This is a genomic window from Pseudomonas jessenii, assembly GCF_002236115.1.
Lineage (GTDB): Bacteria > Pseudomonadota > Gammaproteobacteria > Pseudomonadales > Pseudomonadaceae > Aquipseudomonas > Aquipseudomonas jessenii.
In genome coordinates, this window is sequence record NZ_NIWT01000005.1 from 325575 (window position 1) to 352522 (window position 26948).

Genomic DNA, 26948 nt, shown 5'->3' on the forward strand with positions numbered 1-26948 from the left:
CGGCCTCATCGCGAGCAAGCTCGCTCCCACAAGGATCTGTGTCGAACACAAATTATGTGAACACCAGAGAAACCTGTGGGAGCGAGCTTGCTCGCGATGGGGCCCTGATAGACGCCTACAAATTCAACTCAAACCATCGCCGCAAAGTTCAGCCGGAACTGCTGCGGCGTCACCCCCAACCTGCGATTGAACACACTGCGCATGTGCTGGGCATCGCGAAAACCGCATTGATAGGCCACGGTCTTGAGCGGCGCGCGGGTGCTTTCCAGCAGCGTCCGCGCCGCATCGACCCTCGCTCGCTCGACGAACTCGGCCGGGGTGATTTTCGCTTCCCTGGCAAACACCCGGGAGAAGTTGCGCGCACTCATGTTGGCGGCATTGGCCAGGTCGGCGATGGCCAGGTCGCCCGTCAGGTTGGCCAGCACGTAATGCTGCACCATCGCTACCGCCGAATCCGCTTCGGCGTGGGGTGTGAGGAACGGGCTGAATTGCGACTGCCCGCCCGAACGCTGGGTGAACACCACCAGCCGCTTGGCGACGCTGAGTGCAACTTCCGGCCCGTGATCCCGGCCCAATAGATACAACGACAGATCGATCCCCGCTGTGACCCCGGCCGAGGTGAACAGTTCGCCGTCCTCAACATACAGTCGATCCGCTTCCACCCGGGACGAGGGGCACAGCGCCGCCAGATCCGATGCGTCCTGCCAATGCGTAGTGACCGTGCGCCCCTCCAGCAATCCGGCCCGGGCGAGCATGAACGCGCCGTTGCAGATCGAGCCGAAGCGCTTGGCCCGCACGCAGGCATCGCGCAACCAGCCGTCGAATGCCATGCCGAAATCCATAAACGGCAACTGCGGCCCGCCCGCCACCAGCAACAGGTCATACGGCTCCAGCGCTTCGCTGAAATGCCGATGGGCATTGAGGGCCAAACCGTTGGAGCACGCCATCATCCCGCGCTCGACGCCGATCACCTCCAGCCGATAGTGATCCTGCGGGGCAAGGAAGCGATTGGCCTCGGAAAACACATCCATGGGGCCGGTGACATCCAGCGACTGAACGCCGGCGAATACCACGATGGCTACGGTTTTACTCATGACGTGAATCGCCTCCCTTGGATCTGATTGCACCGTCCCTTTGTAGGAGCGAGCTTGCTCGCGATGCACGTGAGGGCACCGCGTTCATCCAGGCAGCCGGCGTCATCGTTGACCTCCATCGCGAGCAGGCTCGCTCCTACAGGGTCTGCATGCACCCTAGCCAATCCACGCCCAACAAGCGAGGTTGGCGCGATATGCACGCTCATTGGCCGGGATCGCAGCCATGGATCGATTGTCCGGTTTCCGGGGCCGTAACAGACTGAAACCCTCAGCGCCGCCAAGGCGTTCACGACGAGGAAAACTCCATGAGCACCACCATCGCCGGCATCAAGATCCCCGACAGCGCACTGGCCAAGGCCACCACCGAATACATCCGCGACATCGAGTCCGACCTGCTCTACCACCACTCGTGCCGGGTCTTCCTGTTCGGTGCTCTGAGCGGCGAGCGCAAGCAACTGGCCTACAACCCGGAGTTGCTGTACGTCGGCGCGATGTTCCATGACCTGGGACTGGTGCAAGGTCATCGCAGCGACAACGAGCGCTTCGAAGTCGACGGTGCCAACGCGGCAGCGGCGTTCCTCAAGCCTTACGGACTGAGCGATGACGACATCGAACAGGTCTGGCTATCGATTGCCCTGCACACCACGCCGGGCGTGCCTCAGCATTTGCGGCCCACCGTGGCACTGGTCACGGCTGGCGTCGAGATGGACGTGCTGGGCATAGACTACGCGGCGTTTTCCAGCGTGCAGCGCGAAGCGGTGGTGCATGCGCATCCACGGGGCGAGGGATTCAAGGAGTGCATCATCTGCGCGTTTGCCGACGGCTTGCGCCATCGTCCGCAGACCACGTTCGGCAATGTGAAGACTGATGTGCTGGTGGATCAGGAGCCGGGGTTCAAGCCGATGAACTTCGTCGAGGTCATTCGCAAATCCCCTTGGATTTCCTGACCGCAGAAGAACCTGTGGGAGCGAGCTTGCTCGCGATGAGGGCATCACAGTCAACATCGATGTTGAATGTCAGTCCGCTATCGCGAGCAAGCTCGCTCCCACATTGGAATTGGGTAGTCCACTCAAATGTGGTCTACCCAATTCGGGATCAAGCCGCTTCCGGCGCCTGCGCGCGACGCACGTCCGGTTGCTTCCACGAGTCGGCTGCCGCTTCTTCGATCGCCTGCTGGATCGCACGACGACGGCTTTCTTCGGCGCGACGGCTGAAGAACCAGACCAGGAAGGTCACGATCGATACCGCCAACAGGATCAGGCTGGCCACGGCGTTGATCTCGGGTTTGACCCCCAGACGGACCGCCGAGAATACTTCCATCGGCAGGGTCGTGGAACCCGGGCCGGACACGAAGCTCGCCAGCACGAGGTCATCCAGCGACAGGGCGAACGACATCATGCCGCCCGCTGCCAGCGATGGCGCGATCATCGGGATGGTGATCAGGAAGAACACCTTCCACGGCCGTGCACCGAGGTCCATGGCCGCTTCTTCGATGGACAGGTCCAGCTCACGCAAGCGTGCCGAGACCACCACCGCCACATAGGCCGCACAGAACGTGGTGTGGGCGATCCAGATGGTGACGATGCCGCGCTCCTGCGGCCAGCCGATCATCTGCGCCATGGCCACGAACAGCAGCAACAGCGACAGACCGGTGATCACCTCAGGCATGACCAGCGGCGCAGTGACCAGGCCACCGAACAGGGTACGGCCCTTGAAGCGCGTAATGCGCGTCAGGACGAACGCCGCCAATGTACCCAGTGCCACCGCCGCGATGGCGGTGTAGCAGGCGATTTCCAGCGAGCGCACCACCGAACCCATCAGTTGGCTGTTGTCGAGCAGGCCGACGTACCACTTGATCGACCAGCCGCCCCACACCGTAACCAGTTTGGAGGCGTTGAACGAGTAGATGACCAGGATCAGCATCGGCAGGTAGATGAACAACAGACCCAGTACCAGCATCAGGCTGGAGAAACGGAAGCGCTTCATTCTTTACCCTCCATTTCCTTGGCCTGACTGCGGTTGAACAGGATGATCGGCACAATCAGGATCGCCAGCATCACTACCGCCAGGGCAGACGCCACCGGCCAGTCACGGTTGTTGAAGAACTCTTGCCAGAGCACTTTACCGATCATCAGGGTTTCCGGACCACCGAGCAGTTCCGGGATCACGAACTCACCCACCACCGGGATGAACACCAGCATGCAGCCGGCGATGATGCCGTTTTTCGACAGCGGCACGGTGATTTTCCAGAAGCTGTTGAACGTGCTCGAACCCAAGTCCGACGCAGCTTCCAGCAGGCTCTGGTCGTGCTTCACCAGGTTGGCGTACAGCGGCAGGATCATGAACGGCAGGTAGGAATAAACCACGCCGATGTAGACCGCCAGGTTGGTGTTGAGGATCTGCAGCGGCTCGTCGATCCAGCCCATGCTCATCAGGAACCCGTTGAGCAGGCCGTTGTTGCTGAGGATGCCCATCCACGCGTAAACGCGGATCAGGATCGCGGTCCAGGTCGGCATCATGATCAGCAGCACCAGCACCGTTTGCACTTCCTTGCGGGCAACGGAGATGCCGTAGGCCATCGGGTAGCCGATCAGCAGGCAGAGGATGGTGCTGAAAAGCGCCATCTTCAACGAGCCGAGGTAAGCGGCGATGTACAGCTCGTCACCGGCCAGCATCGCGTAGTTGCCCAGGTTAAGCAGCAACTGCAGCTTCTGCTCGGCGTAGCTGTAGATCTCGGTGTATGGCGGAATGGCCACGTCCGCTTCGGCGAAGCTGATCTTCAGTACGATGAAGAACGGCAGCATGAAGAACAGGAACAGCCAGATGAAGGGAACCCCGATGACCATCTGACGGCCACCGGGAATTATTCGATTGAGTCGACGCTTGAATTTGCGCATGTTCATGAGCGCAGTACCACGCCGCTGTCGTCTTCCCAGTACACGTAGACCTGATCACCCCAGGTCGGACGCTGCCCGCGACGCTCGGCGTTGGCCACGAACGACTGCACCAGCTTGCCGCTTGGCAATTCGACGTAGAACACCGAGTGCCCACCCAGGTAGGCGATGTCGTGCACTTTGCCGCTGGACCAGTTGTACTGGCAGGTCGGCATGTCGGCGGTGACCAGCAGTTTTTCCGGACGGATCGCGTAGGTGACCGACTTGTCCTGCACCGAAGTGCTGATGCCGTGGCCGACGTAGATCTGACGATCCAGGTCTTTGCAGGTAATGATCGCGTGACCTTCGGCGTCGTCGATCACTTCGCCTTCGAAGATGTTCACGTTGCCGATGAATTCGCAGACCAGGCGACTGGTCGGGGTTTCGTAGATGTCGATCGGGCTGCCGATCTGGGCGATCCAGCCCAGGTGCATGATCGCGATACGCTCGGCCATGGTCATGGCCTCTTCCTGATCGTGGGTCACCATCACGCAGGTTACGCCGACGCGCTCGATGATCTCCACCAGCTCCAACTGCATTTGCGAACGCAGTTTTTTATCCAGTGCGCCCATCGGTTCGTCGAGCAGCAGCAGCTTCGGGCGCTTGGCCAGGGAACGGGCCAGGGCCACACGCTGACGCTGACCACCGGACAACTGATGCGGTTTGCGCTTGGCGTACTGGCTCATCTGTACCAGCTTGAGCATGTCGGCCACGCGGGCGTCGATCTCTGACGCCGGCAGTTTGTCCTGCTTGAGGCCGAAGGCGATGTTCTGCGCCACGGTCATGTGCGGGAACAAGGCGTAGGACTGGAACATCATGTTGATCGGCCGCTCGTATGGCGGCATATCAGTGATGTCTACGCCATCGAGGAAAATGCGCCCCTCCGTGGGCCGTTCGAAACCTGCGAGCATGCGCAGCAAAGTGGATTTGCCCGATCCCGAACCGCCGAGCAGGGCGAAAATCTCGCCTTTCTTGATTTCCAGGGACACATCGTCCACGGCAATCGTCTCGTCGAACTTCTTCGTGACCCGGTCGATTTTGACCAGCACCTGTTTAGGTGACTGGTCGCCCTCGAGGGCTTTCTTATAGGCGCCGGAGGCAACTGCCATTTACGAAACTCCCGAAAAAAAGAGTGCAGTTCGCTCAAGGTGAGCCAACCTTGGATAGTTTGAGCCTTGAAACTATTTACCCGACTTGACCTTGGTCCAGCTGCGGGTCATCAAACGTTGAATATTCGGCGGTAACTCGACCGACACGTAGGTCTTGTCGAGCACCTCTTGCGGTGGATAAACCGCTTCGTCGGTGCGAATGGACTGTTCCATCAGTTTGTCCGACCCCGGGTTAGGGTTGGCATAGCCGACGTAATCGCTGACCTGGGCAATCACCTCAGGCTTGAGCAAATAGTTGATGAAGGCGTGGGCCTGCTTGACGTTGGCCGAGTCCTTCGGAATCGCCAGCATGTCGAACCAGAGCGCACCGCCCTCTTTCGGAATCGAGTAGGCGATGTTCACGCCTTTCTTGGCTTCTTCGGCGCGGTTCTTGGCCTGGAAGATGTCGCCGGAGAAACCGATCGCCACGCAGATATCGCCGTTGGCCAGATCCGCGATGTACTTGGACGAATGGAAGTAGGTCACGTAAGGCCGCACTGCAAGCAACTTGGCGGTGGCCTTTTCGTAGTCCTTGGGATCAGTGCTGTTAGCGTTCAGGCCCATGTAATTGAGCACTGTCGGCATCATTTCATCGGCGGAGTCGAGGAACGCGACGCCACAGCTTTGCAGCTTCTTGATGTTCTGCGGCTCGAACAGCACGCCCCACGAATCAATCGTATCGACGCCCAGCACAGCCTTGACCTTGTCGACGTTGTAACCGATGCCGTTGGTGCCCCACAGGTACGGCACGGCGTACAGGTTGCCCGGATCGTTCTGTTCCAGGCGCTTGAGCAGCACTGGATCGAGGTTCGAATAGTTCGGCAGCTGCGACTTGTCGAGCTTCTGGAATGCCCCGGCCTTGATCTGCTTGCCGAGGAAGTGGTTCGACGGCACGACCACGTCGTAGCCGGTACGTCCGGCCAGCAATTTACCTTCCAGGGTTTCGTTGGAATCGAAGACGTCATAAACCGGCTTGATACCGGTCTCTTTCTGGAAATCGGCCAGGGTGGTCTCGCCGATGTAGTCGGACCAGTTATAAATATGCACGGTACCGGCGGCCTGGACACTGACAGCAACTGTCAGCCCGGCACTCACCAGCATGGCATTGCGCAACATAGAAAAAATAGGCAAGTGGAGGTCCTCTGAAATTAGTTGGGCCCAAGTTGCCCCGCGCTACATGACAACCGTGGTTGCCCGGCAACAAAACCGGCGCGCAACTTACCCTCGAAAAACCGTTCCAGCAAAACTTTCTGTCATTTAATTACACCTGCTGCCGCCACCGCGCGGGTGGCGACAACAGGTTGTTGCATCAAACCGGCTTATTTACCGGATTTGATCTTGGTCCAGCTGCGGGTCATGATCCGCTGGGTCGCGGCCGGCAAGTCGGCAATCGCGTACAGCTTGGCCAGCACGTCCGCCGGCGGGTAAACGCCCGGGTCGCTGGTGATGTCTTTATCGACCAACGCAGTTGCAGCCGCGTTACCGTTCGGGAAACGCACGGCGTTGGTGATTTCAGCCATGATTTCCGGCTTCTGCAGGAAGGTCATGAACTTGTAGGCGCCTTCGACGTTTTCGGCATCTTTAGGGATGGCGACCATGTCGTAGAAGCTGCCGGCACCTTCTTTCGGAATGTTGTAGCTGACTTTCACCTTGCCACCGGCTTCTTCCGCGCGGGACTTGGCCTGGTAAATGTCACCCGAGTAACCCACGGCCACGCAGATGTTGCCGTTGGCCAGGTCGGAGATGTACTTGGACGAGTGGAAGTAACCTACCGAAGGACGAATTTTCAGGAACAGCGCTTCGGCTTCGGCCAGTTGTTTCTTGTCCTGGCTGTCGGTTGGATAGCCCAGGTAGTGCAATGCCACCGGAATCATCTCGGTTGGCGAATCGAGGAAACTGATACCGCACGCCTTCAACTTCGCGGCGTTTTCAGGTTTGAACAGCAGGTCCCAGGAGTTGGTCGGCGCGTCGGCACCCAGCGCTGCCTTGACCTTCTCGGGGTTGAAGCCGATACCGATCGAACCCCACATGTACGGGAAGGCATGCTCGTTACCCGGGTCGCTCACGGAAACGGCCTTGAGCAGGTCGGTGTTCAGGTTCTTCCAGTTAGGCAGCTTGGACTTGTCCAGCTTCTGGTAGACGCCAGCCTTGATCTGCTTGGCCAGGAAGTTGTTCGACGGTACAACGATGTCGTAACCGGACTTGCCTGCCAGCAACTTGGCTTCAAGGGTTTCGTTGCTGTCAAAGACGTCATAGACAACCTTGATGCCCGACTCGTCTTCAAACTTCTTGACGGTGTCGGGTGCGATGTAGTCGGACCAGTTGTACACGTGCAGTACTTTGTCATCGGCCTGAACCGCGCCGGCCATCAAACCCATTACGGACATGGCAAGCAGAGTCTTGCCAGCGAGCTTTTTACCTAGTGCCTTCATGCGTAATGCTCCAAATTTTTCTTTTTTGAACCACTTGTTCAGCGACCGAACCCGGGCAACTGGAACCGCGGCTAGTCTGGCAAGATCCACATCGGTCTTTCAAGGAAACGGCCACGCTTTCTGACAGTTCTGAGCGAAAGTTCCTACTTCATATGTAGAACTTTGAACCTCCGCTCAGAGCCTAGCACTTAGCCCTGCAATGCACTCAGGGTCAGGTCAAGACACTTGCGAGCCTTGGTCACCAGTTCATCGATTTCCGCCGGTGTAATCACCAGTGGCGGAGCGATGATCATGGTGTCGCCGACGGCGCGCATGATCAGGCCGTTATCGAAGCAGAACTGACGGCAGATCATGCCGACGCCCTTGCCTTCGAAACGCTTGCGCGTGGCCTTGTCCTGGACCAGTTCGATGGCCCCCAACAGACCCACCCCACGAACTTCACCCACCAGCGGGTGATCGTTCAGTTCCCGCAGACGCTTTTGCAAATACGGTGCCGTTTCGGACTTCACGCGCTCGACAATTTTTTCGTCGCGCAGGATGCGGATGTTTTCCAGCCCCACAGCCGCCGCCACCGGGTGCCCGGAGTAGGTGAAACCGTGGTTGAAGTCGCCGCCCTCATTGAGCACGTCCACCACTTCGTCACGCACGATCAGGCCGCCCATCGGGATGTAGCCCGAGGTCAGACCCTTGGCGATGGTCATCATGTCTGGCTTGAGGTCGTAGAAATCGCTGCCGAACCACTCGCCGGTACGACCGAAACCGCAAATCACTTCGTCAGCCACGAACAGAATGTCGTACTTGGCGAGGATTTCCTTGATGCGCGGCCAGTAAGTCTCTGGCGGAATGATCACGCCACCGGCACCCTGGATCGGCTCGGCAATAAAGGCACCGACGTTGTCGACGCCGACTTCCAGAATCTTTTCTTCCAGCTGATTGGCCGCCCACACACCGAACTCTTCCGGGGTCATTTCGCCGCCTTCGCTGAACCAGTACGGCTGGGCAATGTGAACGATGCCCGGGATCGGCAAATCGCCCTGTTCGTGCATGTACGTCATACCGCCCAGGCTCGCGCCGGCCACGGTGGAACCGTGATAGCCGTTCTTGCGGCTGATGATGACTTTCTTGTTCGGCTGGCCCTTGATCGCCCAGTAGTGACGAACCATACGCAGCATGGTGTCGTTGCCTTCGGAGCCGGAACCGGTGAAGAACACGTGGTTCATGCCTTCAGGCGCGATGTCGGCGATAGCCTTGGCCAGTTCCAGTACCGGCGGATGCGCAGTCTGGAAGAACAGGTTGTAGTAAGGCAGTTCGCGCATCTGTTTACTGGCGGCATCGGCCAGTTCATCGCGACCATAACCAATTGCGACACACCACAGGCCGGCCATGCCATCGAGGATCTTGTTGCCTTCGCTGTCCCAGAGGTAAACGCCCTTGGCGTTGGTGATGATCCGCGGGCCTTTCTCTTTCAGCTGTTTGAAATCGCTGAACGGAGCCAGGTGGTGATCATTGCTCAGGGTTTGCCATTCACGGGTTTGCGGATTGTTGCTGGTCATACGAATCTCCTAAAAAAATCACGTGAAGGCGCCGCCAGGCAGCGGCGGCGCCCGGCGTATCAGACGGCAAAGAGCAGGAATTCCCTTTCCCACGAACTGATCACGCGCTTGAAGTTTTCATGCTCGGCCCGCTTGACCGCAACGTAGCCAGTGATGAAATTTTTGCCCAGGTAACGCTCGATGGTCGCGCTGTTTTCCATGCGTTCCAGCGCGTCTTCGATGGTCAGCGGCAGGCGCAGGTTGCGGCGTTCATAGCCACGCCCCACTACCGGCGCACTCGGGTTCAGGCCTTCGACCATGCCGATGTAACCGCAGAGCAGGCTCGCGGCAATCGCCAGGTACGGGTTGGCATCGGCGCCCGGCAGGCGGTTTTCCACCCGACGGTTTTGCGGCCCCGCATCCGGCACCCGCAGGCCCACGGTGCGGTTCTCTTCGCCCCACTCCACGTTCACCGGCGCCGAGGTATCCGGCAGGAAGCGGCGGAACGAGTTGACGTTGGGTGCGAACAGCGGCAACAGCTCGGGAATGAGTTTCTGCAAGCCACCGATGTGGTGCAGGAACAACTGGCTCATGGTCCCGTCGTCATTGGAGAAGATGTTCTTGCCGGTCTCGATGTCGATGACGCTCTGGTGCAAGTGCATGGCACTGCCCGGCTCGCCGGTCATCGGCTTGGCCATGAAGGTCGCGGCGACGTTGTGCTTGAGCGCGGCCTCGCGCATGGTGCGCTTGAACACCAGGATCTGGTCGGCCAGGGACAGGGCATCGCCGTGACGGAAGTTGATTTCCATCTGCGCGGTGCCGTCCTCGTGGATCAGCGTATCGAGGTCCAGGTCCTGCAATTCGCACCAGTCGTAGACGTCTTCGAACAACGGATCGAATTCGTTCGCCGCTTCAATGGAGAACGACTGGCGACCGATTTCCGGGCGACCGGAGCGGCCGACCGGCGGCTGCAACGGATAGTCCGGGTCGTCACTGCGCTTGGTCAGGTAAAACTCCATTTCCGGCGCCACGATCGGCTGCCAGCCTTTGTCGGTATAGAGTTTCAGGACTTTCTTGAGCACGTTGCGCGGCGACAGCTCGATCGGGTTGCCTTGCTTGTCGTAGGTATCGTGGATGACGATGGCGGTCGGCTCGATGGCCCACGGCACCAGGTACACCGCGCTCTGGTCGGGGCGGCAGATCATGTCGATGTCGGCCGGGTCGAGCAGTTCGTAATAGATGTCGTCTTCGACGTAGTCGCCGGTCACTGTCTGCAACAGAACGCTTTCTGGCAGGCGCATGCCTTTTTCGGCGATGAATTTGTTGGTCGGCGAAATCTTGCCCCGGGTAATCCCGGTCAAGTCGGCGATCATGCATTCGACTTCTGTGATCTTGTGGTTTTTCAACCAATCGGTGAGCTGGTCGAGGTTGTTACTCATAAATGCCTCTAGGCTTGAGTTGTCTGACCCTTTTGAGGTCAGGCGTTGTTTGACGCATCGGCGTCGCGTTGTAGAGCGTTTGCGCGGCAGATTATCGTGCTTGGCAACACGGCTGCAGAGGCCGGGCGTGCAGAATCGCGAGCGGTGCCCTGAACAATGGTCAGGCCGCTATTGTGAATCGGTTCTATATTGAATGGAGTAACCGTAATGGGGGTGCCATCGCGACCGTCCAGAATATCGGACGGGGACGGTTGAACCGTCACGGATGGGAGGATCACCAGAACCGCCGGGGCCACGGAACGGACGGACGTGTCATCACTGATGTGATAAGCATGCCGACCGACCTGTCTTGAGCAGTCGGTGACGCCGATTATCGGCAGGCGAGACATGAAGCACCCCGGTATTATTGCTGTTATGGGTTTGATTCGAGCTTAGCCTTGTTCATTTTTTTACACAACACCCCCGTAAAAAATACAACACGGCCCGCTCAAGCCTGCGGGCGCCATAGAGGCCAAGGGCATAAAAACGCCCCAAAGTGCCTCAAAAAAGCCACACGGGCGCTTTTTTAGGGCAAAAAAGGCCTCGCTTGACTTCGGCATGCCGTTCGGGTTGACTGGAATCTGAAAAGATCAATGATTGATATTTTTAACAACAAAGGTGTTGCATCATGTCGGTACCCCCGCGTGCCGTTCAGCTTAACGAAGCGAACGCGTTCCTTAAGGAACATCCTGAGGTTCTGTACGTTGACCTTCTGATTGCGGATATGAATGGTGTGGTGCGCGGCAAGCGCATCGAACGCACCAGCCTCCACAAGGTTTACGAGAAAGGCATCAACCTGCCGGCCTCTCTATTTGCTCTGGATATCAATGGCTCGACGGTGGAAAGCACCGGCCTGGGCCTGGACATCGGCGATGCTGACCGAATCTGCTATCCAATCCCCGATACCCTATGCAACGAGCCATGGCAGAAGCGCCCGACCGCGCAACTGTTGATGACCATGCACGAACTCGAAGGCGAACCATTCTTCGCCGACCCGCGTGAAGTGCTGGCCAATGTGGTGCGCAAGTTCGACGAAATGGGCCTGACCATCTGCGCCGCGTTCGAACTGGAGTTCTACCTGATCGACCAGGAGAACGTGAACGGTCGTCCGCAACCGCCGCGCTCGCCGGTTTCCGGCAAACGTCCGCACTCGACTCAGGTCTACCTGATCGACGACCTCGACGAATACGTCGACTGCCTCCAGGACATTCTGGAGGGTGCCAAAGAGCAAGGCATTCCGGCCGACGCCATCGTCAAGGAAAGTGCCCCGGCGCAGTTCGAAGTCAACCTGCACCACGTGGCTGACCCGATCAAGGCCTGCGACTACGCGGTCCTGCTCAAGCGCCTGATCAAGAACATCGCCTACGACCATGAAATGGACACCACCTTCATGGCCAAGCCTTACCCAGGCCAGGCGGGTAATGGTCTGCACGTCCACATCTCGATTCTCGACAAAGACGGCAAGAACATTTTTGCCAGTGAGGATCCCGAGCAGAACGCCGCACTGCGTCACGCGATCGGCGGTGTGCTCGAGACCCTACCGGCGCAGATGGCTTTCCTCTGCCCGAACGTCAACTCCTACCGTCGTTTCGGCGCACAGTTCTACGTGCCGAACTCGCCGTGCTGGGGCCTGGATAACCGCACCGTGGCGATTCGCGTACCAACCGGCTCCGCCGACGCCGTGCGCATCGAACATCGTGTAGCCGGCGCCGATGCCAACCCGTACCTGCTGATGGCTTCGGTCCTGGCAGGCGTGCACCACGGCCTGACCAACAAAATCGAGCCTGGCGCCCCGGTCGAAGGCAACAGCTACGAGCAGAACGAGCAGAGCCTGCCGAACAACCTGCGCGATGCACTGCGCGAGCTAGACGACAGCGAAGTCATGGCCAAGTACATCGATCCGAAATACATCGATATCTTCGTGGCCTGTAAAGAGAGCGAGCTGGAGGAGTTCGAACACTCCATCTCCGACCTCGAGTACAACTGGTACCTGCATACCGTGTAAGCGGTTGCAGTAGTGAAGAAACGCCGCCGGCCTCACAGCCTGCGGCGTTTTTTTATGGCCAACATTGCTCCCTGTGGCGAGGGGGCTTGTCGGGGCGCCGCACCGCCCCGTTGGGCTGCACAGCAGCCCCAAAAAATGCGCCCTCATGTGTATCAGACATACCGCGATTACCGGGTTTGGGAGTGCTTCGCCCTCCAACGGGGGCAAGCCCCCTCGCCACAGGGTATGGATCATCCTCGCGCTCTGCGTACAATGCCCGCAGCCCCGCAGGAGACTCCAATGACACGCGTAGCCACCCCCCGCAAACCCCGTGCACGCAGCCAGGCCCGGATCGATTCGATACTCGATGCGGCCCGCACGCTGCTGGCTGCCGAGGGCGTGGCCAGCCTGTCGATCTACAGCGTCGCCGAGCGCGCGGAGATTCCGCCCTCCTCGGTCTACCACTTCTTCGCCAGCGTGCCGGCGTTGCTCGAAGCCTTGACCGCCGACGTCCATGCGGCCTTCCGCGCCTGCCTGCAAGCCCCTATCGACCACCACGCCTTGAATGGCTGGCGCGATCTTTCGCGACTGGTGGAACAACGCATGCTCGACATCTATGCAGAGGACGCCGCCGCCCGCCAACTCATTCTGGCCCAGCACGGCCTGACCGAAGTCACCCAGGCCGACCGCCAGCACGACATCGAACTGGGCGTCCTGATGCACAAGCTGTTCGACCATCACTTCGAGCTGCCGACCTTGCCGAGTGATGTCGATGTGTTTGCCCTGGCCATGGAGCTGGGCGACCGGGTGTATGCGCGCTCGGTGCAGCAGCACGGGCAGATTACGCCGCGCATGGCCGAGGAAGGGATGCGGGTGTTTGATGCTTATGTGGGGTTGTATTTGCCACCGTATATGCCCAAGCGGAACCTCTAGTGCGCTCACTGACCTCATCGCGAGCAAGCTCGCTCCCACAAGGATCTTCAGTGAATTCAGATTCTGTGAACGACAAATAATCCTGTGGGAGCGAGCTTGCTCGCGATGGCCGCACCGCTCAGCTCAAGACAAACACACATGAAAAAACCCCGAAGGGCTCAAACCCTTCGGGGTTGTTGTTTACGCATGTGGCTTACAACTTGGCGATCGACACCTCGGTGGATTTCACAAACGCGATCACTTCACTGCCGACCGCCAGTTCCAGCTCTTTCACCGAGCGTGTGGTGATCACCGAAGTGACAATGCCGGACGCGGTCTGCACGTCGATTTCCGACAGCACGTCGCCGAGGACGATTTCCTTGATGGAGCCTTTGAACTGGTTGCGAACGTTGATGGCCTTGATAGTCATGATGTTGATTCCTGTCGTTGGGTAAGACTTGAGTTATTGAGCCCAGCGCAATTGCGTAGGCAAGGGTGAAACAGGTTCCGGTTCCGGCGGTTGGCCGGGCAGCGCCAGCACACGATTGAGGACTTCGGTTTCCAGTGCCGCCAGCCGATGGGAGCCACGAACCCGAGGGCGCGGCAGTTCCACGTGCAGGTCGAGGCCGACTTCGCCGTCTTCGATCAGGATCACCCGATCGGCAATCGCCACGGCTTCACTGACGTCATGGGTCACCAGCAACACCGTGAAACCGTGCTGCTGCCAGAGCCGTTCGATCAGTTGCTGCATTTCAATTCGGGTCAGGGCATCCAGCGCACCCAAGGGCTCGTCGAGCAGCAGCAGGCGCGGCTGATGAATCAACGCACGGGCCAACGCCACGCGTTGTTTCTGTCCACCGGACAGCGCTGCCGGCCACTCGTGGGCGCGATCGGCCAGGCCCACCGCTTCCAAAGCTGCAAGCGCTTGCGGCCGCCAGTTGCCCTTGAGGCCCAGACCGACGTTGTCGATGATCTTTTTCCAGGGCAGCAAACGCGCTTCCTGGAACATCAGCCGCGTGTCTTCCCGCGCGTCGCTCAATGGCGCGGCACCGGCGAGCAACTCACCGCCGGTTGGTTGATCAAGACCGGCGAGCAAGCGCAGCAAGGTACTTTTGCCGCAGCCACTGCGACCGACCACGGCAACAAACTGGCCCGCAGGAATGTGCAAGTCGATCTCGCGCAGCACCTGCCGCGAGCCGAAGGTCTTTTGCAGCTTGCGCACCGCCAGCGGAATGCCGCGCAGCAGGCGTGGAGGTTGCTCCGCAATCATGCCGCACCTCCCTTGGCAACCTGATAGGCCGGGTGCCAGCGCAGCCAGACACGCTCAAGTCCACGGGCCGCGAGGTCGGCCAGTTTGCCAAGCACCGCGTACATCAGGATCGCCAGCACCACCACGTCGGTCTGCAAGAACTCCCGGGCGTTCATGGCCAGATAGCCGATGCCGGAACTCGCGGAAATGGTTTCCGCCACGATCAACGTCAGCCACATGAAACCCAGGGCGAAGCGCACGCCGACCAGAATCGAAGGCAGCGCCCCCGGCAGAATCACCTGCCAGAACAGGCTGAAACCGCTCAGGCCATAGCTACGCGCCATCTCCACCAACGCCGGGTCGACGTTGCGGATGCCGTGATAGGTGTTGAGGTAGATCGGGAACAACGTGCCCAGCGCCACCAGGAAAATCTTCGCCGACTCGTCGATGCCGAACCACAGGATCACCAGTGGAATCAGCGCCAGGTGCGGCACATTGCGGATCATCTGCACCGAACTGTCGAGCAGGCGTTCGCCCCACTTCGACAGGCCGGTGATGAAGCCGAGCGTCAGGCCGATACCACCACCGATGGTGAAGCCCAGCGCGGCACGCCAACCACTGATCGCCAGGTGTGTCCAGATTTCGCCACTGCGTACCAGACTTACACCGGCCTCGATGACGGCGATGGGTGCCGGCAGGATCCGTGTCGACAACCAACCCGCCGACACACTCAATTGCCATACCGCCAGCAGCAACACCGGCAACGCCCAGGGCGCCAGGCTGTGGATGATTTTCTTCATGACCGCGCCTCAGCTCTGGGACGCGGCTTTGGGAAGAATGTCGTTGGCGACCATCTCGCCGAACGGGCTGACGTAACCGGCGCTCTTCGGCAGTTCAGGACGTTCGACATCGAGGTGCGGGAACAGCAACTCGGCCACCCGGTACGACTCTTCCAGGTGTGGATAACCGGAGAAGATGAAGGTATCGATGCCGAGGTCCGCGTACTCCTTCACGCGGGCGGCCACGGTCGGACCATCGCCCACCAGCGCCGTACCGGCACCGCCGCGCACCAGACCGACGCCGGCCCACAGGTTAGGGCTGACCTCCAGGTTGTCGCGGTTGCCACCGTGCAATGCGGCCATGCGTTGCTGACCGACCGAATCGAAACGCGCCAGCGAAGCCTGGGCACGAGCGATGGTCTCGTCGTCGAGATGGGAGATCAGCCGATCCGCGGCTTTCCAGGCTTCATCGTTGGTTTCGCGCACGATCACATGCAGACGAATGCCGAAGCGCACGGTGCGTCCGAGCTTGGCGGCCTTGGCTCGGACCTGTTCGATTTTTTCCGCGACGGCGGCCGGTGGCTCGCCCCAGGTCAAGACCATTTCCACCTGTTCGGCGGCCAGGTCTTGCGCGGCTTCAGAGGAGCCGCCGAAGTACAGCGGCGGACGCGGCTGCTGGATCGGCGGATAGAGCAACTTCGCGCCCTTCACGCTGATGTGCTGGCCGTCGTAATCGACGGTTTCACCTTCCAGTACCCGGCGCCAGATGCGGGTGAATTCCACCGAGGCCTGATAGCGTTCTTCGTGGCTGAGGAACAGACCATCGCCCGCCAACTCTTCCGGATCACCACCCGTCACCAGGTTGAACAGCGCACGACCGCCGGACAGTCGATCCAGGGTCGCGGCCTGACGCGCCGCCACCGTCGGGGAAATGATCCCGGGGCGCAGGGCGACAAGGAACTTCAAACGCTGGGTCACAGGAATCAGCGATGCCGCTACCAACCAAGAGTCTTCGCAGGAGCGTCCGGTCGGAATCAGTACCCCGCCAAAACCCAGGCGGTCAGCGGCTTGCGCGACTTGTTGCAGGTAACCGTGATCAACGGCGCGGGCGCCTTCGGCGGTGCCAAGGTAATGGCCGTCGCCGTGGGTAGGCAGGAACCAGAAAATATTGAGGCTCATGGAGTGGTCTCCTTGGGGAATCGATTTATTGGGCTTTGGCAACGGCGGCCGGCGGCGTCCAGATCACGTCTTTGATGCTCAACGGCTTGGGAATCAACTTGAGCTGGTAGAAGCTGTCGGCAATTTTCTGCTGCGCCGCGACCACTTCCGGAGTCAGGAACAACGCGCCATAGCCCTGGCGTTTCACCGAGGTCAGGGTGATGTCGGCTGGCAGGCCGAGCAGCGGTGAAACCTGTTGGGTCACCTCTTGCGGGTTAGCCTTGGACCACTCGCCCACCGCGCGCACTTCTTCCACCAGGGTCTTGATCACCTCGGGATTTTTCTGCGCATAAGGTTTGGTCGCCAGGTAGAACTGATGGTTGTCGACGATGCCCTGGCCATCGCGCAGAGTGCGCGCTTGCAACTGTTGTTCGGCGGCGGCCTGGTAGGGGTCCCAGATCACCCAGGCGTCGACACTGCCACGTTCGAACGCGGCGCGGGCATCGGCCGGCGGCAGGAATACGGTCTGGATGTCGGTGTATTTGAGGCCGGCGTCTTCCAGTGCACGCACCAGCAGGTAGTGCACGTTGGAGCCTTTGTTGAGGACGACTTTCTTGCCCTTGAGGTCCGCCACCGATTTGATCGCCGAGTCCTTCGGCACCAGGATCGCCTCACTGTGCGGCGCTGGCGGTTCGTAGGCGACGTAGAGCAAATCAGCACCAGCCGCCTGGGCGAACACTGGCGGAGTTTCACCGGTGACACCGAAGTCGATGGAACCGACGTTCAGGCCTTCAAGCAGTTGCGGGCCACCGGGGAATTCCGTCCATTGCACGTCCACGCCTTGGGCGGCGAGGCGTTTTTCCAGGGTGCCTTTGGCTTTGAGCAGCACCAGGGTGCCGTATTTCTGATAGCCGATTCGTAAAGTCTCGGCCTGAGCTTGAGTAATGGCGCCGAAGGTGACAGCCGCAGCAAACAGAGCGACCAGACCACGACGCAAAATGACAGGGCGCATGGCGCTCTCCTTTTTGCAGTTGGGTTTTGGCTGCACCTGCTTGCCCGTTGGCGGGCGAGTAAGGCCAGTACTTCAATTTTCGGTGAGGCTTAAATGCTCCAGCGAGCACTCAACAAACGATCATTCAACAGGTTCGGATCGAGCGGCTTGGGCCGTCGCGCCATGGCGCTGAAAAACAGCTCAAGCGATTCATTCAGTCGTTGCTCCAGCTCCGGCGCCAACTGCGCCAGGGCGCTGCCTTCGCCGTAGGCGATCTGGCTGTCGACGGCAAAAATGCCTTGCAGCATTTCCTGAGCCTTCAATGCCGACAGCACCGGCTTGAGCGCGTAGTCCACCGCCAGCATGTGGGCGATGCTGCCGCCAGTGGCCATCGGCAGAACCACCTTGTGGCTCAAGGCGCGTTCGGGCAGCAAATCCAGCACGACCTTCAATGCTCCGGAAAACGATGCCTTGTAAACCGGTGTGGCGATCAGCAGGCCATCGGCGTTTTCAATTTGTTGCAACAAGTCGATCACCTTGGGGCTGTCGAAGCGTGCGTGCAGCAAGTCCTCGGCCGGGAAGTCCCGTACCTGATAACTCACCACTTCCACGCCCTGCCCCTGTAACCAACGCTGGGAGCGATCCAGCAGCACCCCGGATCGAGAGCGCTGACTGGGACTGCCACCGAGTGAGACAACCAACATTCAGACGATTCCTTGCACGGTGTTGGCGATTCGCGGTTTGCGATCTCGCTTCGATGGAGTGACCTTAACAGTTGATTTATATATCCATAAATCATATTTATTCATTTGGTTATACCTTAAAGAAATATAGAAAGCTGTTTCTTCCAGGCAAAAAAACAGGCCGTCGAAACGGCCTGAAATCCCCTGCTTTGTGGATGCTGTTAACTGTGAAACCTGTGGTGTCTGACCCGACGCCTTCGCGAGCAAGCCCGCTCCCACAAGGGGGTACGCGGACAAATGTGGGAGCGGGCTTGCTCGCGAAGGCGGCATCAGCCACACCGTAAATATTGATGACTCACCGATTAGGCTGCGGCGTCAGGCGCAAGTAAGGCTTAACCGCTCGATAGCCCTTGGGAAAACGCTGTTTGATTTCATCCTCATCTTTAAGCGACGGCACGATCACCACCTCATCACCGTCCTGCCAGTTGGCCGGTGTGGCCACCCTGTAGTTGTCGGTGAGTTGCAGCGAGTCGATCACCCGCAGGATTTCATTGAAATTGCGGCCGGTGCTCGCCGGGTAAGTAATCGTCAGCCGGACCTTTTTCTTCGGGTCGATCACGAACAGACTGCGCACGGTCAGGGTGTCGTTGGCGTTGGGGTGGATCAGGTCGTAGAGGTCCGAGACTTTGCGGTCGGCGTCATCCAGGATCGGAAAGTTGACCACGGTGTCCTGGGTTTCGTTGATGTCCTCGATCCACCTGTGGTGCGAATCCACCGGGTCCACCGACAAAGCGATGGCCTTGACGCCGCGCGCTGCGAACTCATCCTTGAGCTTGGCGGTGAAGCCCAATTCAGTCGTGCACACCGGCGTGAAGTCCGCTGGATGGGAAAACAGCACGCCCCAACTATCGCCCAGCCACTGATGGAAACGGATGGTGCCGGCGCTGGAGTTCTGTTCGAAATCGGGGGCGATATCGCCAAGTCTGAGACCCATGGTGCTGCTCCTTGTGAGTGCTTGATGGGTTCAACTGTGCCTGTGTTTTTTATCTATTAAAAAGAATAAATATCGATTTATTTAGATCATAAAGAAATATTAAATATCTATTCACTGGACGTACCCCGCACAACCGGCCGAACATCGCCCCCAAGGTTCGAGAAGGCCTTGAGTTGCTGCAAAGAGGGAAGTTCAAGGCGGGATTACGGGGGTGAACCCGTCTTGAAAATGTAAAAGCCCCGCCCGGTGCAATACCGGGCGGGGCTTTTTTTGTCTCGGTTACGCGAGCGCTATTACAACAGCGGGATCGAGTAGCTGACGATCAGGCGGTTTTCGTCCTGCGAACGCGTGCTCGGCAGGTCGGTGCGCCAGGTCGCGTTTTTCCACGCCAGGCCCAGGTTTTTCAGCGGACCTTCCTGAACGACGTAAGCCACGCTCAGATCGCGCTCCCACTCGGAAGCACCATTGGCCGCCTCGCCACCCTTGGCGTTAACGGTATCGATGTTGTCGCCGTGCAGGTAAACCAGACCCGCCGTCAGGCCAGGTACGCCGACCTTGGCGAAGTCATAGGAGTAGCGTGCTTGCCAGGTACGCTCGCCAGCACGGCCGAACTTCTGGATTTGCGCATCGGTGATGGTGTAGTTCGACGAACCGTCGCCCTGGTTCAGCCAAGGGAAATCGCTGCTGCCGTTGCTGACCTGATAACCGCCACCGAAGGTGTGACCGGCAACGGTGTACAGGAACAGGCCGCTGTACAGGTTGTTGTCGACCTTGCCTTTACCGTTTGGCGCGTTGTAGTTGCCAGTGGTGAAGTACAGCGGGTCGTGACCGTTGGCGCCATCATCAGAGCTGTTGAAATAACGGAAATCCGACTTCAACACGCCAGGGCCGATTGCCCAGTTGTGCACCAGACCCAGGAAGTGTTGCTTGTAGAACTCTTCCAGATTGCCGTAGTAGTACTGGGCCGTCAGGTCCTTGGTGATCTTGTAGTCGCCACCGGCATAGATGAACTTGTTGCTGTCGCGGAATTTGGTGCCGCGAGTGTTCGCGCCCGAAATCGACATCTGCTCATTGTTGCTGGAGTTACGGCCTTTAACGGCTTCGATCTGGCCACCAACCAGGGTCAGATCCTTGATGTCGCCGGACGTGATCTGGCCACCCTGCCAGGTTTGCGGCAGCAGACGACCATCGTTGGTCACGATCACCGGGTTTTTCGGCTGCAGGGTGCCCAGCTTCAATTCGGTCTGGGAAACCTTGGCTTTGGCCGTCAGGCCCAGGCTGGAGAAATCATCAACTGCCTCGCCGTTGGATTTGCTCGGGAAAACCGTGCCGCCGTAAGAGGTCGCCGTGGCGCCGTTGGTACCGCCGCCCGAATCCAGTTTCACGCCCAACAGGCCGATTGCATCGATGCCGAAGCCGACGGTGCCCTGGGTGTAACCGGAGATGAAACGCAGATCGAAGCCTTGGCCCCACTCTTCGTTTTTGTTGGCACCGGCTCCGTCACGGTAGTCGGTGTTGATGTAGAAGTTACGCAGCCCCAATGTTGCCTTGCTGTCTTCGATAAAACCCGCGGCGCTTGCCTGCTGGGTCAAAACCCCGACGGCCACAGCCATGGCCAAGGTGGACTTGTTCATGTTTCGCTCCTCTCGTTTCTAGTTCTGATGTTCCTGGTCCCGAATCGATTGCCCGGGATCCTGAATGCATAAATTCGCGGCAAACCGTCTAGGCCGGTCATTTGGCGGGCCGCAGGATACATGGCCTTAAAGCCAAAAAGAATTTTTTGATTTTTTTTAATATCACTTAGGAATATGACTTCCCACGACAGATCCGAGGTATCGGCGGCAAGGCCGATTCCTGCACCTGAACTATTGTCGAGGGACGAAATCGCCAAATCCGGGCTCAGGGATGAGTGCCGGACAGGCGCACTTTAAGCGGGATATTTAAAAACTAAAAAGAATAATAAATAATCAGTAAAGATCTTTATGGAATATAAAAAAACAGGCAAAAAAAACCTCGCCAGCAGGCGAGGCTTTTTTACAAGGCTTGTTACAGGAAGCTGTAGGTGTAGTTGAAGATCAGACGAGTCTGGTCAACATCAGGGTTGTTGGAGACTTCACTGCCGCGGTAGACACCATTACGCAGCGTTACGCCGAAGCCTTTGAGAGCGCCCTGCTGGATGGTGTAGTCGATCCGCATGTCGCGTTCCCACTCGGAGCCATCAGGGCCGCTGCCGTTGGTAGCCTTGATGTTGTCGCCATGCAGGTAGGCGATCGAAGTTTTCAGGCCCGGCACGCCCAGTCCGGCGAAGTCATAGGAGTACTGACCGAAGGTGGTGTTTTCACCGGCACGAACAAATCCGTTGATCATGGAGTCGGTGAACAGGTAGAAGCTGGCGCCGCCGTTGCCTTCCGGACGGCCATTGCCATCAACCACGTTGCCCTGGTTCAGGTAGACAAAACCACCGTCATCGCTGACGCGCTGATGACCGAGCAGGAAGGCGTTGCCACCCAGGGTGTAGGTGAACATGGCGCTCCAGGTCTTGTTATCGACCTCGCCCGGGTTCCTGGCGAAACCGTTGTTGTTGTTGAAACGGAAACCCGGATCACCGTTCTTGCCGTCGGAGCTGCTGTCGAAGTAGCGAATATCAGTCTTGAAGGACTGTTTGGCGTCGATCGGAAACACGTGGATCAAGCCCAGGAAGTCCTGCTTGTAGTAGTCCTTCAGATTCGAGTGGTAGTACTGCAGGGTCAGGTCCTTGGTGACCTTCCAGTCAGCACCACCGTAGTAGAACTTGTTGCTGTCCTCTGTGCCGCCAGCCACGGCCAGGCCGGTGGAGTTCGAAGAGGCGCGACCCGCCGAATGCTCCAACTGACCTGCGTTGAAGGTCACGTTGTCGATTTCTTTCGAAGTGATGGTGCCACCGTCAAAGGTCTGTGGCAGCAGACGGCTGTCGTTCGCGACCAGGATCGGCAAGTTGGGTGCCAGGGCGCCACCCAAGTGGGCTTCGGTCTTCGAGAAGCGCGCCTTGACGTTAGCGGCTGCACGGCTCCATTCGGACACGGCCGAACCATCGCTGTCGCTTGGGAAGAAGGTGTTGTTGTCCGGGTGGTGACCCTTGCCGCCGTCCAGGTGGATACCCAGCAATGCCTGGGCGTCGATACCGAAACCGACAGTGCCTTGGGTGAAACCGGACAGATAATCGAATTTCAGGCCTTCTGCGGACTCTTTCTGATCCGCACCGCCTTCACGGTTATCGTTGTTGTAATACATGGTCCGGGAACTGATGGACGCCTTGCTGTCTTCCAGGAAACCTGCGGCGCCTGCCTGCTGCGCCAAAACCCCTACGGCCACGGCCAAAGCCAAGGTGGACTTGTTCATTGTGTAGCTCCTCTCGATTCTAGTTCTTGTATTCCTGGTCTCGAGTCGTCGCCCGAAATCCTAAGATGCGCGATTAGCGCCAGACCGTGACCCACAAGTCAATCGTAACCATGTGTGTCTACGACCTTTGTCTAACCCCCGATTTTTTGGTCCCTGCCGGGTCATGAATTCGTCATGAACCTGAAAAGAATTACCCGATTCTTTTCTAATACCGTTTAGGAATTTAGCGCTCAATTTTCAGCCCCCCCCAGAACAAAGGGTTCGGCTCATAAGCTAATTCCTAAACGGTATTTATTTTTGCTTTTTTAGATCGATTAGTTTCTGACGCAATCCGGAAACAAATCCTTACCGAAAGGCAGCCCCATGACGATCAAGCGCGCACTATCCAGACCAATTGTTACAGTTTGTGTATCTCTCGCATTTTCTTTCACCGCCCAGGCGGCGAACCTCACCGTCGGCTATCAAACCGGAATCGACCCCAGCAAAGTCCCCCAGGCCGATGGCCTTTATGAAAAAACCATCGGCCAGCCCATCGACTGGCGACGCTTCAACAGCGGCCCGGAAGTGGTCACGGCGATTGCCTCCGGCGATGTACAAATCGGCAATCTCGGCTCCAGTCCGCTGGCCGCTGCCGCTTCGCGCAACCTGCCGATTGTCGCGTTCATCGTCTCGGCCCAGATCAATGCCGCCGAAGCGCTTGTGGTGCGCAATGGCAGCGGCATCGAAAAACCACAAGATCTGATCGGAAAGACCATCGCCACGCCTTTCGTTTCAACCTCCCACTACAGCCTGCTCGGTGCGTTGAAGCACTGGGGCCTGGACAGTTCGAAAGTCAAAGTGGTGAACCTGCAGCCGGCGGAAATCGCGGCAGCCTGGAAGCGGGGAGATATTGATGGCGCGTTTGTCTGGTCGCCCGCCCTGGGGGAAATCCGCAAGAGTGGCAAGACCCTGACCGACGCTGCACAGGTAGGCCAATGGGGAGCACCCACCTTCGAGGTCTGGGTGGCACGCAAGGATTACGCCGAGAAGCACCCGGAGGTGGTGGCCAGATTCGCCAAGGTCACCCTCGACGCCTTTGCTGATTACGCGGCGCATAAAGCCAGCTGGACTGCCGACTCGGTACCGGTGCAGAAAATCGCCAAACTGACCGGTGCCAATGCCGCCGATGTGCCGGAGTTACTGGCCGGTTCCGCATTCCCGGATGCCAAGGCGCAACAGAGCGCCGCGCTGCTGGACGGCGGCACGGCCAAGGCCATTGGCGAGACGGCGAAATTCTTGAAGGAACAAGGGAAGGTGGAGACGGTGCTGCCGGATTACTCGCCGTATGTCAGCGCGAAGTTTGTCGCCGAGTAACATCACCGACCTCTGTAGGAGCGAGCCTGCTCGCGAAAAACCCAAGGACGCCACTGGGCATCTGGTTTACGCGTTATCATTCACGATTTTCGCGAGCGAGCTCGCTCCTACAGGGACCGTATCCTGATCAAAGGGCTTTTTCGAAGATCTTCGAATTACGCTGATAGTTGTACAGCGACGCCCGCGCCGACGGCAGACGATCAACGCTGCTCGGCACAAAACCACGCTCGCGGAACCAGTGAGCGGTGCGGGTAGTAAGGACGAATAATGTCTTCAAACCCTGAGCCCGGGCGCGGGTCTCGATGCGCTCCAGCAATTCATCACCGCGACCGCCATGGCGATACTCCGGATTCACCGCCAGGCACGCCAGTTCACCGGCATCCGAATCGGCAATCTGATACAGCGCCGCACAGGCGATGATCATGCCTTCGCGCTCGACCACGCTGAACTGTTCGATTTCGCGCTCCAGCACCTCGCGGGAACGGCGCACCAGGATGCCCTGCTCTTCCAGCGGGCTGATCAAATCCAGCAAACCACCGACGTCTTCAATGGCCGCTTCGCGTACGACTTCGAACTGCTCCTGGGCCACCAGCGTACCGCCACCGTCGCGGGTGAACAGCTCGGTCAGCAGTGCACCGTCTTCGGCATAACTGACGATATGGCTGCGGGCCACGCCGCCACGGCAAGCTTCGGCCGCTGCATCGAGCAATTCTGCCTGGTAGTTACTGCCCAACCGTTGCAGATGCGCCGGCACCTGCTGCGGACGCAGTTCACGCACCAGGCGCCCGTGTTCGTCGATCAGGCCCAGGTCGGCGCCGAACAGCAGCAGCTTGTCCGCGCCCAGGTCGATGGCTGCGCGGGTGGCGACGTCTTCGCAGGCCAGGTTGAAAATCTCCCCGGTCGGCGAATAGCCCAGCGGCGACAACAGCACGATGGAGCGCTCGTCCAGCAGACGGTTGATGCCCTTGCGGTCGACCCGACGCACTTCGCCGGTGTGGTGATAGTCGACGCCTTCAAGCACGCCGATCGGCCGTGCCGTCACCAGGTTGCCGCTGGCCACCCGCAGGCGCGAACCCTGCATCGGCGACGAAGCCATGTCCATCGACAGGCGAGCCTCAATGGCAATGCGCAACTGGCCAACCGCGTCGATCACGCACTCCAGGGTCGCGGCATCGGTGATGCGCATGCCGTGGTGGTAATGCGGGGTCAGGCCACGGGCCGCGAGGCGCGCTTCGATTTGCGGGCGGGAACCGTGAACCAGCACCAGACGCACGCCCAGGCTGTGCAACAGCACCAGGTCGTGGACGATATTGCCGAAATTCGGGTGTTCAACGCCGTCGCCGGGCAGCATGACGACAAAGGTGCAATCGCGGTGGGCGTTGATGTAAGGCGAAGCGTGACGAAGCCAATTGACGTATTCGGGCATGAACCTGGGCCTGTAATAAATAGCAGCCGAAAAAAGGGCGAAACTGAAAACGCACAGCGGGCTGATGGTTATCGTCGGAACAGGCTTGGCGACACGCGCGCTCTCCTCATGAATACGGGTTGGGACATCGGCAATTTAACTGCAAAACCCTGTAGGAGCGAGCTTGCTCGCGATGGATATGAGGGCACCGAGCTCATCCAGGCAGCCCTCGTCATCGTTAACGTCCATCGCGAGCAGGCTCGCTCCTACACGGGAGTCAGGCAATAGTGTTCGATCAGTTGCCTTAATAGATGCACCGTAGGCTGCAAACGTGACATTTCGAGGTATTCCCCCGGCTGATGGGCGCAGGCGATATCACCCGGGCCAAGCACCAGCGTTTCACAGCCAAGACGCTGAAGATAAGGTGCTTCGGTGCCGAACGCCACTGCTTCGGCGCTGTGGCCGGTGAGCTTTTCGGCAATGCGCACCAACTCTGCGTCCTCGGCCTGTTCGAACGGTGGCACTTCGGGGAACAACGGCGCGTAATCGATCTTGACCTGATGCCGCTCGGCAACCGGCTTGAGCTTCTGCAGGATCTCGGCGCGCAGGACCTTGGGGTCCATGCCGGGCAGCGGCCGCAAATCGAATTCCAGCGAACACTGGCCGCAGATGCGGTTGGGGTTGTCGCCGCCATGGATGCAGCCGAAATTCATCGTTGGCGTCGGCACGCCAAACTGTGGATTGCGGAATTCGCGCTGCCATAACAAGCGCAAGCCACGCAGTTCACCGATGGCATCGTGCATGGCTTCCAGGGCACTGTGGCCCAGGCGCGGGTCGGAGGAATGACCGCTCTGGCCGAGGATGTCGATGCGCTCCATCATGATGCCCTTGTGCATGCGGATCGGCTTGAGCCCTGTCGGCTCGCCGATCACCGCCGCCCGCCCCAGCGGTCGCCCCGCTTCGGCCAGTGCGCGGGCACCGGACATCGAACTTTCTTCATCGCAAGTGGCGAGAATCAGCAACGGCTGTTTGAACGGCTGATCGAGCAGCGGTATGACCGCCTCGATGGCCAGGGCGAAAAAGCCCTTCATGTCGCAACTGCCCAGGCCGACCCAACGACCGTCGACTTCAGTGAGCTTCAGCGGGTCGGTTTGCCACAGCGCACCGTCGAACGGCACGGTGTCGCTGTGCCCGGCCAGTACCAGGCCGCCGGGGCCGGAGCCGAAACTGGCCAGCAAGTTGAACTTGCCGGGGCTGACTTGCTGGATATCGCAGGTAAAACCCAGCTCACCGAGCCATGTCGCCAGCAGATCGATGACCGGGCGGTTGGTTTGATCGAGACTGGGTTGGGTGCAACTGACGGACGGTGCAGCGATCAACGCAGCGAATTGTTCTTTCATCGACGGCAATGGCATCGCTGACTCCCGGCACCTGAATTGAAGTCC

At 59.1% G+C, this 26948-nt stretch carries 24 protein-coding genes; 4 read left to right on the plus strand and 20 right to left on the minus strand.

All coding sequences use genetic code 11. The annotated features are described in order from the left end of the window. Positions 1-128: 128 nt before the first annotated feature. Positions 129-1094, minus strand: coding sequence for a GlxA family transcriptional regulator (locus PSJE_RS18260; protein WP_090452021.1), 966 nt, complete (start codon positions 1092-1094; stop codon positions 129-131). A gap of 305 nt (positions 1095-1399) precedes the next feature. Between PSJE_RS18260 and PSJE_RS18270 the strand changes: the two genes are divergently transcribed. Then, positions 1400-2041, plus strand: a complete 642-nt coding sequence (locus tag PSJE_RS18270; protein WP_090452025.1) for an HD domain-containing protein — start codon at positions 1400-1402, stop codon at positions 2039-2041. Positions 2042-2189: 148 nt separating this feature from the next. Here PSJE_RS18270 and PSJE_RS18275 read toward each other — a convergent pair whose 3' ends face one another. From PSJE_RS18275 to PSJE_RS18310, 8 genes are all read right to left on the minus strand, one after another. Beyond that, positions 2190-3080, minus strand: coding sequence for an ABC transporter permease subunit (locus PSJE_RS18275; protein ID WP_057712854.1), 891 nt, complete (start codon positions 3078-3080; stop codon positions 2190-2192). After that, a complete protein-coding gene (locus tag PSJE_RS18280; protein WP_191622238.1) occupies positions 3077-3958 on the minus strand; it encodes an ABC transporter permease subunit in 882 nt (293 codons plus the stop codon). Before PSJE_RS18280 ends, PSJE_RS18275 begins: the two co-directional genes overlap by 4 nt. Before the next feature lie 35 nt (positions 3959-3993). Further along, a complete protein-coding gene (locus tag PSJE_RS18285; protein ID WP_090452027.1) occupies positions 3994-5136 on the minus strand; it encodes an ABC transporter ATP-binding protein in 1143 nt (380 codons plus the stop codon). Positions 5137-5208: 72 nt separating this feature from the next. Further along, positions 5209-6306: a polyamine ABC transporter substrate-binding protein gene (locus PSJE_RS18290; protein WP_090452029.1), complete on the minus strand. Its 1098-nt coding sequence runs from the start codon at positions 6304-6306 to the stop codon at positions 5209-5211. Between the two features lie 188 nt (positions 6307-6494). After that, positions 6495-7607, minus strand: a complete 1113-nt coding sequence (locus PSJE_RS18295; RefSeq protein WP_090452031.1) for a polyamine ABC transporter substrate-binding protein — start codon at positions 7605-7607, stop codon at positions 6495-6497. A 188-nt stretch (positions 7608-7795) separates the two neighbouring features. Further along, positions 7796-9160 (minus strand): aspartate aminotransferase family protein, encoded by a 1365-nt coding sequence (locus tag PSJE_RS18300; protein WP_090452032.1) that lies wholly within the window; start codon positions 9158-9160, stop codon positions 7796-7798. Between the two features lie 59 nt (positions 9161-9219). Then, positions 9220-10578, minus strand: coding sequence for a glutamine synthetase family protein (locus tag PSJE_RS18305; RefSeq protein WP_090452034.1), 1359 nt, complete (start codon positions 10576-10578; stop codon positions 9220-9222). A 38-nt stretch (positions 10579-10616) separates the two neighbouring features. Beyond that, positions 10617-10967, minus strand: a complete 351-nt coding sequence (locus tag PSJE_RS18310; protein WP_079246700.1) for a hypothetical protein — start codon at positions 10965-10967, stop codon at positions 10617-10619. A gap of 278 nt (positions 10968-11245) precedes the next feature. On the opposite strand from PSJE_RS18310, the gene PSJE_RS18315 reads away from it, so the two are divergent. Together PSJE_RS18315 and PSJE_RS18320 are read left to right on the plus strand one after the other, a co-directional pair. Next, complete coding sequence (locus PSJE_RS18315; protein ID WP_053163627.1) at positions 11246-12622, plus strand: glutamine synthetase family protein; 1377 nt, start codon at positions 11246-11248, stop codon at positions 12620-12622. A gap of 279 nt (positions 12623-12901) precedes the next feature. Beyond that, positions 12902-13534 carry a TetR/AcrR family transcriptional regulator gene (locus PSJE_RS18320; protein WP_090452036.1) on the plus strand — a complete coding sequence of 211 codons (633 nt, stop codon included), beginning with the start codon at positions 12902-12904 and terminating at the stop codon, positions 13532-13534. 193 nt (positions 13535-13727) lie between these two features. Here the strand turns inward: PSJE_RS18320 and PSJE_RS18325 are convergent, their stop codons facing one another. From PSJE_RS18325 to PSJE_RS18365, 9 genes are all read right to left on the minus strand, one after another. Beyond that, on the minus strand, positions 13728-13943 hold the full coding sequence (locus PSJE_RS18325; RefSeq protein WP_007967989.1) for a TOBE domain-containing protein: 216 nt from the start codon (positions 13941-13943) through the stop codon (positions 13728-13730). Between the two features lie 33 nt (positions 13944-13976). Continuing rightward, positions 13977-14783 carry an aliphatic sulfonates ABC transporter ATP-binding protein gene (ssuB, locus tag PSJE_RS18330; protein ID WP_090452038.1) on the minus strand — a complete coding sequence of 269 codons (807 nt, stop codon included), beginning with the start codon at positions 14781-14783 and terminating at the stop codon, positions 13977-13979. After that, positions 14780-15562: an aliphatic sulfonate ABC transporter permease SsuC gene (gene ssuC, locus PSJE_RS18335; protein WP_090452039.1), complete on the minus strand. Its 783-nt coding sequence runs from the start codon at positions 15560-15562 to the stop codon at positions 14780-14782. The genes ssuB and ssuC overlap by 4 nt, the downstream gene beginning before the upstream one ends. Positions 15563-15571: 9 nt before the next feature. Beyond that, positions 15572-16720, minus strand: a complete 1149-nt coding sequence (ssuD, locus tag PSJE_RS18340) for an FMNH2-dependent alkanesulfonate monooxygenase (protein ID WP_090452041.1) — start codon at positions 16718-16720, stop codon at positions 15572-15574. A gap of 25 nt (positions 16721-16745) precedes the next feature. Continuing rightward, positions 16746-17711 carry a sulfonate ABC transporter substrate-binding protein gene (locus tag PSJE_RS18345; protein ID WP_057712844.1) on the minus strand — a complete coding sequence of 322 codons (966 nt, stop codon included), beginning with the start codon at positions 17709-17711 and terminating at the stop codon, positions 16746-16748. An 89-nt stretch (positions 17712-17800) separates the two neighbouring features. Further along, positions 17801-18394, minus strand: coding sequence for an NADPH-dependent FMN reductase (gene ssuE, locus PSJE_RS18350; protein WP_007993145.1), 594 nt, complete (start codon positions 18392-18394; stop codon positions 17801-17803). A 334-nt stretch (positions 18395-18728) separates the two neighbouring features. After that, positions 18729-19367, minus strand: a complete 639-nt coding sequence (locus PSJE_RS18355; protein WP_090452043.1) for a peroxiredoxin — start codon at positions 19365-19367, stop codon at positions 18729-18731. 293 nt (positions 19368-19660) lie between these two features. Next, positions 19661-21001: an OprD family porin gene (locus PSJE_RS18360; protein WP_090452045.1), complete on the minus strand. Its 1341-nt coding sequence runs from the start codon at positions 20999-21001 to the stop codon at positions 19661-19663. 412 nt (positions 21002-21413) lie between these two features. Continuing rightward, positions 21414-22745 (minus strand): OprD family porin, encoded by a 1332-nt coding sequence (locus PSJE_RS18365; protein ID WP_090452049.1) that lies wholly within the window; start codon positions 22743-22745, stop codon positions 21414-21416. 363 nt (positions 22746-23108) lie between these two features. Between PSJE_RS18365 and tauA the strand changes: the two genes are divergently transcribed. Then, complete coding sequence (gene tauA, locus PSJE_RS18375) at positions 23109-24098, plus strand: taurine ABC transporter substrate-binding protein (RefSeq protein WP_090452050.1); 990 nt, start codon at positions 23109-23111, stop codon at positions 24096-24098. A 127-nt stretch (positions 24099-24225) separates the two neighbouring features. On the opposite strand, the gene argA is transcribed toward tauA, so the two are convergent. Continuing rightward, the gene (argA, locus tag PSJE_RS18380; RefSeq protein ID WP_057712838.1) at positions 24226-25524 is read right to left on the minus strand and encodes an amino-acid N-acetyltransferase; all 1299 of its coding nucleotides are present in this window, start codon (positions 25522-25524) and stop codon (positions 24226-24228) included. Positions 25525-25769: 245 nt separating this feature from the next. Further along, positions 25770-26918 (minus strand): acetylornithine deacetylase, encoded by a 1149-nt coding sequence (argE, locus tag PSJE_RS18385; protein ID WP_057712837.1) that lies wholly within the window; start codon positions 26916-26918, stop codon positions 25770-25772. Positions 26919-26948 lie beyond the last annotated feature (30 nt).

Coding starts and splice junctions, on each gene's coding strand:
- ssuC (WP_090452039.1), bottom strand. CDS start 15,562: ATGAAGAAAATCATCCACAGCCTGGCGCCCTGGGCGTTGCCGGTGTTG.
- PSJE_RS18310 (WP_079246700.1), bottom strand. CDS start 10,967: ATGTCTCGCCTGCCGATAATCGGCGTCACCGACTGCTCAAGACAGGTC.
- tauA (WP_090452050.1), top strand. CDS start 23,109: ATGACGATCAAGCGCGCACTATCCAGACCAATTGTTACAGTTTGTGTA.
- argA (WP_057712838.1), bottom strand. CDS start 25,524: ATGCCCGAATACGTCAATTGGCTTCGTCACGCTTCGCCTTACATCAAC.
- PSJE_RS18360 (WP_090452045.1), bottom strand. CDS start 21,001: ATGAACAAGTCCACCTTGGCCATGGCTGTGGCCGTCGGGGTTTTGACC.
- PSJE_RS18295 (WP_090452031.1), bottom strand. CDS start 7,607: ATGAAGGCACTAGGTAAAAAGCTCGCTGGCAAGACTCTGCTTGCCATG.
- PSJE_RS18315 (WP_053163627.1), top strand. CDS start 11,246: ATGTCGGTACCCCCGCGTGCCGTTCAGCTTAACGAAGCGAACGCGTTC.
- PSJE_RS18345 (WP_057712844.1), bottom strand. CDS start 17,711: ATGCGCCCTGTCATTTTGCGTCGTGGTCTGGTCGCTCTGTTTGCTGCG.
- PSJE_RS18260 (WP_090452021.1), bottom strand. CDS start 1,094: ATGAGTAAAACCGTAGCCATCGTGGTATTCGCCGGCGTTCAGTCGCTG.
- PSJE_RS18355 (WP_090452043.1), bottom strand. CDS start 19,367: ATGGGTCTCAGACTTGGCGATATCGCCCCCGATTTCGAACAGAACTCC.
- ssuE (WP_007993145.1), bottom strand. CDS start 18,394: ATGTTGGTTGTCTCACTCGGTGGCAGTCCCAGTCAGCGCTCTCGATCC.
- ssuD (WP_090452041.1), bottom strand. CDS start 16,720: ATGAGCCTCAATATTTTCTGGTTCCTGCCTACCCACGGCGACGGCCAT.
- PSJE_RS18365 (WP_090452049.1), bottom strand. CDS start 22,745: ATGAACAAGTCCACCTTGGCTTTGGCCGTGGCCGTAGGGGTTTTGGCG.
- PSJE_RS18300 (WP_090452032.1), bottom strand. CDS start 9,160: ATGACCAGCAACAATCCGCAAACCCGTGAATGGCAAACCCTGAGCAAT.
- PSJE_RS18270 (WP_090452025.1), top strand. CDS start 1,400: ATGAGCACCACCATCGCCGGCATCAAGATCCCCGACAGCGCACTGGCC.
- PSJE_RS18305 (WP_090452034.1), bottom strand. CDS start 10,578: ATGAGTAACAACCTCGACCAGCTCACCGATTGGTTGAAAAACCACAAG.
- PSJE_RS18320 (WP_090452036.1), top strand. CDS start 12,902: ATGACACGCGTAGCCACCCCCCGCAAACCCCGTGCACGCAGCCAGGCC.
- PSJE_RS18275 (WP_057712854.1), bottom strand. CDS start 3,080: ATGAAGCGCTTCCGTTTCTCCAGCCTGATGCTGGTACTGGGTCTGTTG.
- PSJE_RS18285 (WP_090452027.1), bottom strand. CDS start 5,136: ATGGCAGTTGCCTCCGGCGCCTATAAGAAAGCCCTCGAGGGCGACCAG.
- argE (WP_057712837.1), bottom strand. CDS start 26,918: ATGCCATTGCCGTCGATGAAAGAACAATTCGCTGCGTTGATCGCTGCA.
- PSJE_RS18325 (WP_007967989.1), bottom strand. CDS start 13,943: ATGACTATCAAGGCCATCAACGTTCGCAACCAGTTCAAAGGCTCCATC.
- ssuB (WP_090452038.1), bottom strand. CDS start 14,783: ATGATTGCGGAGCAACCTCCACGCCTGCTGCGCGGCATTCCGCTGGCG.